Source organism: Legionella sp. D16C41, from assembly GCF_048541585.1.
Lineage (GTDB): Bacteria > Pseudomonadota > Gammaproteobacteria > Legionellales > Legionellaceae > Legionella_C.
The window spans coordinates 15441-28511 of record NZ_CP183303.1; the positions used below are offsets into that span (position 1 = coordinate 15441).

Sequence of the window (13071 nt, forward strand, 5' to 3'; positions counted from 1 at the left end):
AGTCAGTGAATGATTAGTATGTTAGCAATTCTTTTTAAGTCGGTGCATGTTTGTTATTAAAAATACTATTGAACAAATCTGCATTTTCTGCTTAATATGAATATATTCTGCTGATACCAGAAAATAAGGAAATAGAGCCATGCCTTTGCCAAGTAAGGCTTTACGATATGGCCAGTTAAAGTTTAAAAGCGCCGGAGAAGCGGTGCCTACCTCAGGCCATGAAGTTTTCAAAGTCGAATTTGTCGACGCAGCTGGCGAGACAAAAAAAGGATTTTATAAACCTCTCGCCTCTTCATATCCCCGTATTCTGGCTGAGTATTCGGTTGCCAGTAGCGTTTTTATGGGTACCCTCGTTGATCGCGTTGCCGAAGAGCGACTTGTATTAAATGATCAAGATGAGGTTATTGGAACTATATCAATCGCTATCCCGAATTTTAGGCCTCTACAGCAATGGAGTGATTCTACGTCGTCGAATCCGCAAGAAAAAGAACTAATTTGCCCAAGTGTAGAATCGCTCTTACAAAATAATTTTGCTGAATTATTAGTCTTGATGTGGATTATTGGAGAAGATGATGGCCACCCTGGTAACGTATCCACTTTAGGTTTAATTGATGGTGATATGCGTTTATATGATATTACCTATATTATGAAAGGCGGCCGATTAAGTGATAGTTTTTTAAAAGCGCCACCAGAGCAATTAATGCGGTTGAAAAGATGGCATTTAGACAATTTCCCTATATCGCTTCCTGGAACACATTCCCCTGCAAGGACAATTCCTGCTAATGGTAATGTCATTAAGGTTTATAAAAATTATGCTGAATTTCAAAAACTAGCGAGTAATCCATCATTGCGTATTGAAGATGGTAAAATTTCATTTCAGGATCAATTATTCAGTGCACTACTAAAACAATTAATTGGTTTTGATCCAGAAATGTTACGCTCTCGGCTTGAACATTATTTTGGTGATATAAAATTTAACTATAGTTGCTTAGATGAAAAACAAAGAACTGCCTTAGCAAAAATACATCCAAACTTTTTCCAACCGGTGTTTGAAGAGCAAGAAACTTTTGTTGATCACATTATGAAAGTTTTTAATGAACGTTATCAACAATTATATCGAGCAGTCGTTTTTTATACTGGTTGTCCTCAAAACGAAAGTAATACAGCAGTGATTGCTTTTAGTGATTATTTACGTAATAAACCGTCTGCTTTTAGCCAGATTATAACGCAAGCAGAAGAGAAAAATAAAAAAATGGAACAAGCTTGGAGCTGTGTTTACCCTAGTTCTGAAAATAGTTCTAATGAAAATATTGATGCAGATTTTACTCATATTAAAAAATCTATAGATGTTGATGCCTGTGTATTTAAACCTACTGCTCGATTTAATTTAGTAAAAATGGAACAAAGGTATCATCAAGTTTGGCGTGATTCACTTATTTTCTTAATTAAAGATAGCTTAGCGGATGCTCAGCAATTAACTGAAAATTTAATCAAAGAATTACAACGTAAGCCAATTACTCTACCATCCTTAGAAAAAAATAAAATAGCCTTAGATGATGTCAATTTAATTAAAAGTACTCAACTTTTAGAAGAGAAGGATTTTGATATTGATTCAGTTCCTATTGAGTGTGATAAAGAAAATAGTATCTTGTTAGGATTAAAAGAGCTGCTTAAATTTAGAGAAAGTTTAAAACAGGCTGCTTTAGATTATTATAAATTAGAAAAAGATGAGTTGACGCTAGAAAAAAATCAAATATTTTGCCGAAAAGTTTCTATGGCAATAGAAAATTATGAGGCTAATATTTATAAATGTTTTGCTGGCACAGGCTGGATTAAGATATTTGGCGCATTGATGACTAAAATCTATGATCTATATGGAAACTTTAATTTTCAAAGGCACTTAAATTCTGCAGATGTGTCTATGGACAATAAAGTTAGGTATAATTATGCAGCTCTCTTAAATGTTCCTCATACTGAAGAGCATGTGATGTCAGCAGCAATTAAAGCACTATTTGATTGGGTAAATAGGCTTGATGAAGATACCTTCAAAGATACCGTATCAAACATTATTTCAGGCTGCTACACAGCAAGTACATACAATTTCTTATCTAATCGTAATCGTGAAAAACCGGTAAAGCTATTCTTAAAGAAACCTAGCACAGAAGATAATGCTAATAAATTAGCATTTATCTTAAGCTCTGGTGGGCATGCAAGTACATCTTTAAATACGCAATTGATAAAAAATTTAATGGAAATTTTTATCAGTAGAACGATTAATGGTTCTAATGCTGACAATACGGAAGATGAAACTCGTAACGCCATAGATGTTAATTTAATTAGTGTTGAATATGCTTGTGATCGAGGTACATTTGATGATTATACGTACACACTACGAGCTATTAAATATGCAAAAGAAGATGCACGGTTTAGCCATTTATATTCAAAAGATTCTTTAACTCGCTTTAACAAGTGGATGTATAAATGGGTTGATAGTTTAGAGCGAAAACAATTTGATTGCATATTAAAAGAAGCATTAAATCAATATCAACCTTATAGTTGGAATTGGTTTAGTACAAAAAGTCGAAGTGAGGAAATATATAAAGCTTTAAATGATAAGCATCACTCTAATTCAGGAATTTTAGCTAATCTATTTACTCAAGGACAGATTAAGAGTGGCTCGTTTAATACGATTTTATTTAATATTTTATTAAATAAAATGCAAACAGCTATTTCAATTGGCAAAATTCAAGATCCAAATGCGCAACTTATTATGCAAGTTGCTAACAATGATAGCCATTTGCAATATTATCTACAGTGTTTAGCAGATTATGCCAAACATCAAACTTATGAATCACACCCTCTATTAACAGAGCATACAACGGTAGCTGTTTTATAAAGCGAACGTGTTAGAGGGATTGTTTGTTAATTCTTGAGTTGAGGATTTAATTAAATAGTTAAGGTCTTTAACTAATACTTTTAAAGCTTTAAGATCAGGCTTGATAGGATTTATTTTAGACTGTAGCTTAAGTAGCTCTTCAGTATAAATTTCAATTTCATCATCCCAATTATTTTCGGGTTTGATATGTATGGCAAGTGCTAATTGATCTGCTGCTTTATTTAACAATAAGGTAAAATCTGCCTTATTAATTTCCTCTGGAATAGTTTCATCTTTTGATAATTGCCATTTATCATAAATTATTTTTATAACCAAAAGACAGACTGGTAATAAAAGAACAAAACTGACCAGAAAAATGGTTGTAGAGTTGTTAATCTGTCTATTAGCATTATAAGCTGAATTATCTGCTAAAAAAGATTGGCGGTTAATATAGTTAGATGTAGGCGTAGTATTTAATTGTAAGGGTAAGCAATTTTCTGACACCGGTTTAATTTCTAGCCGTTTTGATTTGCTGAAAAGGGAGTTATAAGAAGCCTTGGGAGCTAAGCGTTTACTATTTAGATCTGGTTTAGTCAAAGTTTCTTTATCTTGGTCAGCACTACGTTCAGTGCTAAAAGCTAATTTTTTTGGAATTACGGGTAGGCCTTGTGTAATACGTTGATGATTTACCCATGAATGCATGGAGTCTATAAGTTGTTCTATTAAATTTCTGACATCACTAACTAACTTAAGTTGTTCATTAGGATTTTTTTGTTGGTTTAAATGGTTAATAACTTGGTTAACTTGAGCAACTAGCTCATTACTGGCAGCTTGTAAATCACTAGGGTTAGTTGAGAAGCGAGCTAAATTATCTTGATTGGTAATAAAATTGTCAATTTGAGCTTGCTTATTCCTAATTATTCTATTCCACCAATTCAAATCTTGCTTATGTTGAATGTATTTATGATAAGCTTGTGTATTAGCGTCTAAAACAAGCAAAATATTTTCCTCTGAACGTAGAATAAACTGTTCAATACTTTGCAATAAATTAGACATTTCTTCACGAAATTGAATTAATGTAAATACCTCGCCTGCTTGATCAAATACTTGTAGAAGCTTATCTAGAATTGTTTGAAAACGAACTATTTCCTGTAAATCAGTGATACTTTCACCATAGGCCGCTTTTACCTCACCAGCTAGCTCCGCAATAAATTTAAACTCAGGACAATTATCTAAGGTTTGCTCCGTAATTAGTACGGGTAAAAGGGTGGGATCTATTGCGAACTCTACTATTGCTTCACGTGAAACCGTAGCACAGGCTTTTGCAGCTAAGGTAGGAAATTGTGCTTTAGAATCCAATGCTTGTTCACTACTTGTAAAAAGCTCCCAATAAGGGTGGGGGTTAACACGTTCCTTGGCTAAAGCAAAATGTAAGATGGTATGGCGTAACTCAGCTACTTTATTAAGTTGCAACTTGACAGCATAGAGGCGTTTTTTCAATTGTTGAGTTACAAGATTATGGATGATGTTAGCTTCAACTTTTGCCTCAAGATTATAGCGACAATCAGCTAAAAATAATCGATCGCTGCCAGCGGTAGGAGGCACATGGATTTCTATAGTACGTAAATATTGACGTAATAATTGTAACTGTTTGGCGACATAAGTTGAATTATCAGTAGTAGCAAGCCGCTTTAATATCTGAATAACATCGAGTAATACATAGTTCATAGGTTGATTAAAATGTTCTGGCGAAAGCTTACTATTACGAATTAATAAATAATCGCCAATGTTGCGCATAAGTGTGCTTAAGCCTGGCCAATTTAAACGTTCATTGTCTACTAAACCAATATGAAAGTCGTCACTATTAAGCTCATGCCTTGGGCGATATTCATTATTTAGAAACCAGGAATTTTCATTTTCATTAATGAAGGCAACTTGATTGTCTTCAGCAAACCAGCTACTACTTGTTTGTAATAGTTCTTGGTCTAGTCCGCTTGTTGCTCGCGCTGTTAAGATACGTTGTCTAAATTGTAATTCTTGAGGTAGATAGCAATTTTCATGATGTAGTGGCCAACTGAAAAGGCCAAATCGCGATTGGGTGGGCATAGGGCGGTAGGGTAACTTATAATGTCCTTCATGCATGAGTTTCTCCTGCTAATATTAGCTAAACATATACTTTTTCCTCTAAACAAATAATTAAAAATTTTATCCTAAGGCTATAATTAATTAGCCATAGTTTTTGATTGTTGTAAATGACTAAGCTAATAAATTAGCTCTTTTTATACTTACTCTAATAGTAAAAGAATTTTAAACTTTATCTTTATAACATGACAAGATGATTTTTTTTACGTTATGATGCTCTAAATTTTTAATGATATTAGTTATGATTATTGATTATTTAAAAACTTTTCCTCAGTATTTAGCTCCAAAGCACGCTTTAACTAATTTTGCTGGTTTGCTAGCTGGGGTAAAAATTCCTGCTGTTAAAAATTACTTAATTCGTCAGTTTGTTCAAAAATACGATGTAGTGATGAGTGATGCTTATGAAGAAAATCCGCTCAACTATGCTTGTTTTAATGATTTTTTTATTCGCCGTTTAAAAGCAGAAAAGCGACCCTTAGCGCCGGCTGATATTGTTTCACCCGTTGATGGAGTCATAAGTGAATTAGGTCAAATTAATAAAGGTGAAATTCTTCAAGCTAAAGGACGCTATTACACAGTAGAGGAATTTTTAGCTTGTGATAGTAGTTTAAGTGGAAAATTTATTTCAGGGCGTTTTGCGACGCTGTATCTTTCACCTAAAGATTATCATCGCGTGCATATGCCAATAGCAGCAACCTTGCGGCATATGATCTATATTCCAGGAAAACTTTTTTCTGTACAACCTACCACGGCACGTGTAGTACCTAAGTTATTTGCTCGTAATGAACGATTGGTAACCTTTTATGATACGGAAGTCGGCTTAATGGCTATGGTATTAGTTGGCGCAACAATTGTTGGGGCTATTGGAACTAGTTGGCATGGTGAACTTAAGCGTACTAAAAAGCAGCAACTTTTTGCTTATAGTGACCAGCCTAAACGCTTAAATAAGGGCGATGAAATGGGGTATTTTAAATTGGGCTCAACAGTCGTATTACTTTTTGCAAATGGGCAGCAAGTATATTGGCTTGATACGCTTAAAGCTGGTCAGACTATTAAATATGGACAGGCGCTAGGTAAAATAGGGTAAGTGTTTACCACGTAATGACGGTAACTCAGGAGAATTTTTGTAGGTTGGGCTGTGGCCCAACATTTACATGACTATTGTTGGGCCAAGGTCCATAGCTGTCAGGCTAAGGGTTCAAGCGATTAGATCGAGGCAGGCAGAGGTGCATTTAAGCCCGTTTTGGAATCGCCGAAACCATCCATGCGGCTCGATGTTGGACATCCATGTCCAACAACGTTCCAAAACGGGCTCAAATGCACCTCTGCTTAGGACATAAAAGGGTTTAAAAACTAAACGCAGCTACAAAATTGTTTGATCTGACGTTTATGGGCTCTGGCCAACCTACCTAAGGCTTCGGTTGACACTATTACATGAACGCTTGCCTATTATCTTGTTACTGTTTTGCAAACTTTAAACTTTTAATCGCTACATTACGAAATACAGGCGCGGCTAACTCGCCTCCAGAAGCTAAAGTTTCACCATTTTTATTTAAATAACCGTCTTCGATGACAACTAGCATGACATACTGTGGTTTATTAGCTGGTACATATCCTGCAAATAAAGAGAGATGCTTTGCTTTAGCAAAATTAACATCTTCTGCGACCGTGCCTGTTTTACCAGCGACAGAAATACCAGGAATTGCGGCTCGTATGCCAGTGCCATTCTGTACAGATTTTTCAAGCATGCGTGTCACTGATTCTGCTGTAGTTGCTGAAATTACTGAACTAGCATTTTGCCCATGAACGTAACCTTTATTTGCCAGAATTGCAAAAGATTTAGCTAAGGTTTCTACAGTGACTGGAATGTTTTCGCCTAATGATGTTTTTGCAAGTTGTAAGTTGTCACTTTGATTAGTTCTCCACCAGCTCTTCATATCAAAACCGAATGCTTCAAGTTTTTTACGAATTACTGAAGGCCCTGCATCTTGAGCAACTTTAATAAGGCAGGTGTTGACTGATTTAGATAGCGCATCTGTTAATGAAATTGAATTAATCTCAGCGTTATAATTCGTAAACATTTTGCCTTCAATATAATAAGGAGATGGGCAATCATAAAGCTTAGATTCAGAACTAATACCAACATCAATCGCAGCTGCGGCAATAAAAGGTTTTATAGTCGATCCTGGCGAAAAAACACGTGATTTCCAGCTAGAATCTTCCTTATTTTTACCTGCTTCAGCAAATGCAATAATATTGCCACTACTTGGATCAACCACAGCAATAACTCCTGATTTTGCCTGATATTGATGAACAGCTATAGCAATCTCTTTCGCTGCAACCTGCTGTATTTTAGGATCTAGGTGAGATACATCGATTTCTTTACTCTGCGAGGTGGTTATTGAGCCTAAGGCGGCATAAGAAGCACAAATTGGGGCTAACATAGAAAGCCCTGCAAGTGCTGCCCCTAACAATAAAGGTCTAGAAACATTTAATGGGTAAGTCGATAACATTGAAATTCTCCTGATGATAAAAGCACTCTCTTTATTCTCCGTATTCAAAGCCATTCCTACCGTGCATGCAAATTCTCGGTTTGATAGTAAAGAACACTGAGATACTGCCTGTACAACCTGAAACAAGCAGCGGCCATAGTCATATGCTGAAATCTTTTGGTGGCCAACCAATACTTCATCACATGATAATTCTTGTAATTCGCTTAAGACGTTATGCCATTTATTAACGCCAGGGTTGCCCCAAAAGACGATGCGTAAAGCTTCCATGAAATAAGCCCATAAACAATCTCGGTTACGATGATGTTGACCTTCATGAGCGATAGCAATTTTTACATTTTTCGAAGAAGAAAATAGGGACACGGGCAATAGAATATAAGCTTTATTAAATAAATAGACTGAAAAAGGAATATGGCAACGATCAGAAATTTTAACTATAAGTTTACCAGAAGTGCGATAAGCAACTGCTTTATCCACTATAGTTTTCAATTTAATCAAGTCTAACAGTACGCGATAAGTACGAAATAAGATTAATAAAAAAAATACCAGATATAATAATGAATAGTAGGTGGGGTTAGTAATTGCTGAAATAGGTGTCGGCTTAGAAATGGACTCTGACGAGTTAGGCCGTACGATAGGTAAATTGACATACGCCTTTAGAGTATCAATTGATATATATTTATGTTTTACCGGTTTTAAATCAAAGTGTACACAATGGACAATCAATGGAGAAACTACACAACTAACTAATAAAAAGCGCGCAAGTTTAAGTTTAAAAGAGGGTTGAGAGGTCAGTTTTTGACTACCAATAAACCACGAGCTTATAAGAAGTAAACAGTGAATACTTAATAGTATCTCCATAAGTAACATTACTGTACTCCTTTTGAGCTTTCGCTAGTAATTAATTGCTTTAGAGCTTTCTCTATCGCTTCAATATCAGCATGAGGTAATTTTTTGGCCATCAAGAGTCTTTGCACAAGCGCAACGGGCTCGCCATCAAATACATTAGCAACAATATGATCAAGACAAGTACTTTCATAGTCTGACTTTGTAACGATAGGTGTAAAAACATGCGCATAGGAATTTTTTTGACACTCAAGAAATCCCTTTTGTTCAAGAACTTTAAGGACTGTAGCTACTGTTGTGTAGGCAAGCGGTCTTTCTTTAGGGAGATGCGAAGTAACTTCTTTAATGGTTGCTTTATTTAGACTCCAAACTATGTTCATTAATTCAAGCTCTACTTCAGTAAGAATTCGCTCAGTGGAAGTGGAAGAGGAAATTTTTTTTGGTGACATTTTTTCTCCATATAATACATTCTACTATTTTTATAGTAGATTCTACTATAAAAATAGTAGAGTTCAAGTAGTTTTAAAGAATTCCTAAACTTTTGTTGATGCAGAATTAAATTGTACGCCGAGGCTAATATTCTTTGCGGTTATAGAGAAAATAGCGAGTAGTTGAGAAGCTTTAAGAAGTCAGCATTACTACAATAAAAAAAAGAAATTAACTGTTAGGAAGAAATGTTGTAAAAAAATTTAATGGTACCGAGAAGAGGACTCGAACCTCCACGGAGTTACCCCCACTAGCACCTGAAGCTAGCGTGTCTACCAATTCCACCACCTCGGCATCTTAACCAGCGTACGTTACTGAAGAACTATAATCCTGTCAACCTTTATTCTATGCTCTTTAAAAAGTATAGCTAAACTAAGTGTTAATTCATGTATAAAAGCTCTAAGCATTTGATTTATAATTTTTAAATCGAAAACAATCTATCTTAATGTAAATCATATCTTTATAATCAATAGGTTATATAAGTTAGGTTTTTGGAATAAATAATGATACTTCTTGATTGGCTTAGCAAAGGTGTTGACACTTATTTTGCTTGTAAACCGCAGCCTAAACCTAAGCCTGATATAATTAATAAAGCTAAGTTAATTGCCCATCGTGGTGCTCATAATAATCAGCAATCTTGTTTAGAAAATACAGATGTGGCTTTTGCCAAAGCACTAGAGCTAGGTTGTTGGGGTATTGAACTTGATGTGCGCGCAACAGCAGATCAAATTATTATGGTTAATCATGACCCTACCTTAAGGCGACTATGGAATAAAGATTTAACAATTGGTAATTTAACATTTGCACAACTTAGACAAGAGCTTACTCTTTTGCCTAGTTTAGCTGAAATTGTAGAGCGCTATGGCCAGAAAATACATTTATTTATTGAAATTAAAGAACCTTTTGTTGCCTTAGATTCATTAATCCAAACTTTAAAACCGCTGGTTCCAATTCAAGATTATCATCTACTCGCTTTAAATGAATCTATCTTTAGTTTAATAGAGCATGCTTTTCCTAAAAAATCTTTGTTACTAGTTCCCTTGCATAATAATATTGCTCGTTTTTGTCAATTAAGTTTGGAAAAAGGTTATGGCGGTGTATTGGCCCATTATCTATTATTGAGACAAACACAGATTAATGCTTTACGTACAGCAAATCAGCAAGTAGGCGTAGGATTTATTGATTCAAAAAATTGCTTATATCGCGAATTAAATCGAGGTATAGAATGGATTTTTAGTAATAATGTAGAGCGAGTTATGCCGCATTTACGTCAGCTACAAAAAAATTAATGTAAGCGCTTATGTCCTATGCACCGAAAGGCTGTATTTTGTGCATTTTAACTTATAATATGCATTTAAAATGCTCACATAGAAGGCTGTACTACGCTTTTTCAGCATGTTGTAAGTCCAAACTGCACTCAAATTTAATCTTTCACCAAGATTCAAATATACCCGTAAACGGTTAAAAAAATAGTAAATAAATGAAGCTAGGGTTGGGCACTAAATTAAGGATTTTTTACCTATTTTGACTCTATCGACGTCCCTTGGCTTGTTCGAGGGATCCAGGAGTCTTGAGCGCTGGATGCCTCGGACAAGCCACAGGAGTCGGGTCTTAACTTAGTGCTATGAAGTTAGGGCTCCATTTATGAAATTACTTAGCGCGGTGATATCATTTCTTCAGGTTTTACATATTCTTTAAATTGCTCAGCTGTTAAAAAACCTAATTTAACTGCTGCCTCAAGCAAGGAAGTATTTTCATGGTGGGCAGTTTTAGCAATTTTTGCAGCTTTGTCATAACCGATATGTTGGTTTAAAGCGGTAACCAGCATTAAGGAGTTTTGTAGATAATAATTAATCCTTTCTTGATTGGCCTCTAAGCCCTCGACGCAAAACTCTCTAAATGAACGACAGGTACCAATTAAAAGGTTTACGGAATGGAGGAAATTAAAAATAATAATGGGTTTAAAAACATTTAATTCAAAATTTCCTTGACTACCAGCAACACCTACGGCGGTATCATTTCCAATTACTTGGGTACAGACCATAGTCATTGCTTCGCACTGTGTGGGGTTAACTTTACCAGGCATAATTGAAGAGCCAGGCTCATTTTCTGGTAGAATTAATTCACCAATACCGCAACGTGGACCTGAACCAAGCCAACGAACGTCATTAGCTATTTTCATTAACGCACAAGCAAGTGTTTTTAATGTACCATGTGCCATAACCAAAGGATCATGAGCAGCTAAAGCTGCAAATTTATTAGGTGCAGAAATAAAAGGCAAGTTAGTGATGGCTGCAATATGTTCTGCAACTTTAGTGGCGAATTGAGGATGAGTATTAAGGCCTGTACCTACAGCAGTACCACCAATTGCTAATTCATATAGTTGTGGCAAAACACTTTCAATCCAATGTAGACAAGCGTTAAGTTGAGCGACATAGCCAGAAAACTCTTGTCCAAGTGTAAGCGGTACAGCATCTTGTAAGTGAGTACGGCCGATTTTTACAATATTTTTAAACTCTTCTTGTTTATCAGCTAAAGCATTACGTAAACGACGAACCTCGGGTAATAAATTGTTATGAACAGCTAAAGCAGCGGCTATATGCATTGCTGTAGGAAAGGTATCATTAGAAGATTGCGACATATTGACCATGTCATTAGGATGAATGGGCGTTTTACTGCCTAACACGCCTCCGGCAAGTTCAATAGCTCTATTGGCAATAACTTCATTCACATTCATATTAGATTGTGTGCCACTGCCTGTTTGCCAAACATGAAGTGGAAAATGTTTATCTAATAAACCTTTACTGACTTCTTCTGCTGCTTGAATAATTAATTTAGCTTTATCCTCAGGCAATTTTCCTAACTCGACATTGGTAAGGGCTGCTGCTTTTTTTAAAATTCCAAAAGCATGAATCACTTCAATAGGCATGATATCGCGGCCAATATTAAAATGATGAAGAGAGCGTTCAGTTTGTGCTCCCCAGTAGCGATCAGCTGCTACAGCAATCTCGCCCATACTATCTGTTTCTAAACGGGTATTGTTCATGTAATTCATACTCCAGTAAAGATGCTTTGCTAAGGCTTGGCCTTAACGCGATGGTTAAATAAATGGACTCACGGTAAATCTTCAACTTTAATTTGTCAAATGGGTATTTTAATGGTAAGCCGCGCATAAAGAAAATGAGTTTTTTAATGTTAGATTATTTAATTAATCCAAGCAAAGTAGCGATAGCGTTATAGCATAAATTTGTTGACTTTAATTACATTTAAATCAATGAGTAAGTATAATTGCTTATTCCCCTAAACTAATTAGTGTTAACTTATATTATAGGTTAGTCAAAAAATCATGATTAGAGCGCTTGATAATCAGGCAACAAAACAGGTTATGTGTTGTATTGATACACTGACAAAACTCCTTAGTACAGACTTACTTGGTATTTATCTATATGGTTCAGCCATAGTAGGTGGCTTACAAAGATACAGTGATCTTGATTTATTTATTGTTATAAAGCGCCCTACTACAGCAGATGAGAAAAGTAAGTTAGTCGCTGATTTGCTCAATATTTCAGGCCGCTATTTAAAAGATTCCAAAAGACCTATTGAAATGACAGTTGTAGTAAAATCTGAAATCAATCCTTGGCGTTACCCGCCGAATTTTGACTTTCAATATGGTGAATGGCTTCGCACAGAGTTTGAATCCGGTCATAATGAGCCTTGGTCTACAAGAAAGATGCCAGATTTAGCTTTACTTATTACGCAAGTCTCAATAGCTAGTGAAACCTTATTAGGACTTAAGCCAAGTCAATTATTACCTAGTATCCCTTATGAAGATGTTATTAAAGCCATAATAGACGCGCTAGATAATTTGATTGTTGATCTTAATCACGATACGAGAAATGTTATCTTAACCTTGGCTCGTATGTGGTATACAGTCAAAACTAATAAAATTATTGCAAAGCCCGATGCAGCTAAATGGGTTATGCAATATGTACCTAAACAATATCAGGTTGTTATTGAGCGAGCCAAAGCAATTTGTTTAGGTGAGCAAGAAGAATACTGGGCTGATATAATTAAGCTTATTAGGCCCTGTACTGACTTTCTAATATTAAAAATTAAAGAACAAATAACCTTGCTAAACTTAGCCGATTCTACTCCAATAATAGAATTATTTGATAATAATTAAGTTATAGCCAATTTTGATGTAGTAATATT

General features: G+C 35.4%; 8 protein-coding genes and 1 tRNA gene. 4 read left to right on the forward strand and 5 right to left on the reverse strand.

Translation table 11 applies throughout. From position 1 onward, the window contains the following. Nucleotides 1-139: 139 nt before the first annotated feature. Nucleotides 140-2896: a hypothetical protein gene (locus ACNVED_RS00050; protein WP_419419735.1), complete on the forward strand. Its 2757-nt coding sequence runs from the start codon at nt 140-142 to the stop codon at nt 2894-2896. Here ACNVED_RS00050 and ACNVED_RS00055 read toward each other — a convergent pair. After that, nucleotides 2891-5017, reverse strand: coding sequence for a hypothetical protein (locus ACNVED_RS00055; RefSeq protein ID WP_419419736.1), 2127 nt, complete (start codon nt 5015-5017; stop codon nt 2891-2893). The genes ACNVED_RS00050 and ACNVED_RS00055 overlap by 6 nt on opposite strands. A 241-nt stretch (nt 5018-5258) precedes the next feature. Between ACNVED_RS00055 and asd the strand changes: the two genes are divergently transcribed. Next, the gene (gene asd / locus ACNVED_RS00060) at nt 5259-6104 is read left to right on the forward strand and encodes an archaetidylserine decarboxylase (RefSeq protein WP_419419737.1); all 846 of its coding nucleotides are present in this window, start codon (nt 5259-5261) and stop codon (nt 6102-6104) included. A 370-nt stretch (nt 6105-6474) separates the two neighbouring features. On the opposite strand, the gene ACNVED_RS00065 is transcribed toward asd, so the two are convergent. The 3 genes from ACNVED_RS00065 to ACNVED_RS00075 form a co-directional block, all read right to left on the reverse strand. After that, nucleotides 6475-8397, reverse strand: a complete 1923-nt coding sequence (locus ACNVED_RS00065) for a penicillin-binding transpeptidase domain-containing protein (RefSeq protein ID WP_419419738.1) — start codon at nt 8395-8397, stop codon at nt 6475-6477. After that, nucleotides 8397-8822 carry a BlaI/MecI/CopY family transcriptional regulator gene (locus ACNVED_RS00070; protein ID WP_419419739.1) on the reverse strand — a complete coding sequence of 142 codons (426 nt, stop codon included), beginning with the start codon at nt 8820-8822 and terminating at the stop codon, nt 8397-8399. The genes ACNVED_RS00065 and ACNVED_RS00070 overlap by 1 nt, the downstream gene beginning before the upstream one ends. 244 nt (nt 8823-9066) lie before the next feature. Then, nucleotides 9067-9153: transfer RNA gene (locus tag ACNVED_RS00075), tRNA-Leu, on the reverse strand. A gap of 209 nt (nt 9154-9362) precedes the next feature. Between ACNVED_RS00075 and ACNVED_RS00080 the strand changes: the two genes are divergently transcribed. Next, nucleotides 9363-10148, forward strand: coding sequence for a glycerophosphodiester phosphodiesterase (locus tag ACNVED_RS00080; protein ID WP_419419740.1), 786 nt, complete (start codon nt 9363-9365; stop codon nt 10146-10148). Between the two features lie 365 nt (nt 10149-10513). Here the strand turns inward: ACNVED_RS00080 and fumC are convergent, their stop codons facing one another. Further along, nucleotides 10514-11905 carry a class II fumarate hydratase gene (gene fumC / locus ACNVED_RS00085; RefSeq protein ID WP_419419741.1) on the reverse strand — a complete coding sequence of 464 codons (1392 nt, stop codon included), beginning with the start codon at nt 11903-11905 and terminating at the stop codon, nt 10514-10516. A gap of 300 nt (nt 11906-12205) precedes the next feature. Between fumC and ACNVED_RS00090 the strand changes: the two genes are divergently transcribed. After that, nucleotides 12206-13042: an aminoglycoside adenylyltransferase family protein gene (locus tag ACNVED_RS00090; protein ID WP_419419742.1), complete on the forward strand. Its 837-nt coding sequence runs from the start codon at nt 12206-12208 to the stop codon at nt 13040-13042. Nucleotides 13043-13071 lie beyond the last annotated feature (29 nt).

Bases quoted from the DNA above. Each gene is read 5' to 3' on its own strand.
- asd (WP_419419737.1), top strand. From the start codon at position 5,259: ATGATTATTGATTATTTAAAAACTTTTCCTCAGTATTTAGCTCCAAAG.
- ACNVED_RS00080 (WP_419419740.1), top strand. From the start codon at position 9,363: ATGATACTTCTTGATTGGCTTAGCAAAGGTGTTGACACTTATTTTGCT.
- ACNVED_RS00065 (WP_419419738.1), bottom strand. From the start codon at position 8,397: ATGTTACTTATGGAGATACTATTAAGTATTCACTGTTTACTTCTTATA.
- ACNVED_RS00050 (WP_419419735.1), top strand. From the start codon at position 140: ATGCCTTTGCCAAGTAAGGCTTTACGATATGGCCAGTTAAAGTTTAAA.
- ACNVED_RS00090 (WP_419419742.1), top strand. From the start codon at position 12,206: ATGATTAGAGCGCTTGATAATCAGGCAACAAAACAGGTTATGTGTTGT.
- ACNVED_RS00070 (WP_419419739.1), bottom strand. From the start codon at position 8,822: ATGTCACCAAAAAAAATTTCCTCTTCCACTTCCACTGAGCGAATTCTT.
- ACNVED_RS00055 (WP_419419736.1), bottom strand. From the start codon at position 5,017: ATGCATGAAGGACATTATAAGTTACCCTACCGCCCTATGCCCACCCAA.
- fumC (WP_419419741.1), bottom strand. From the start codon at position 11,905: ATGAACAATACCCGTTTAGAAACAGATAGTATGGGCGAGATTGCTGTA.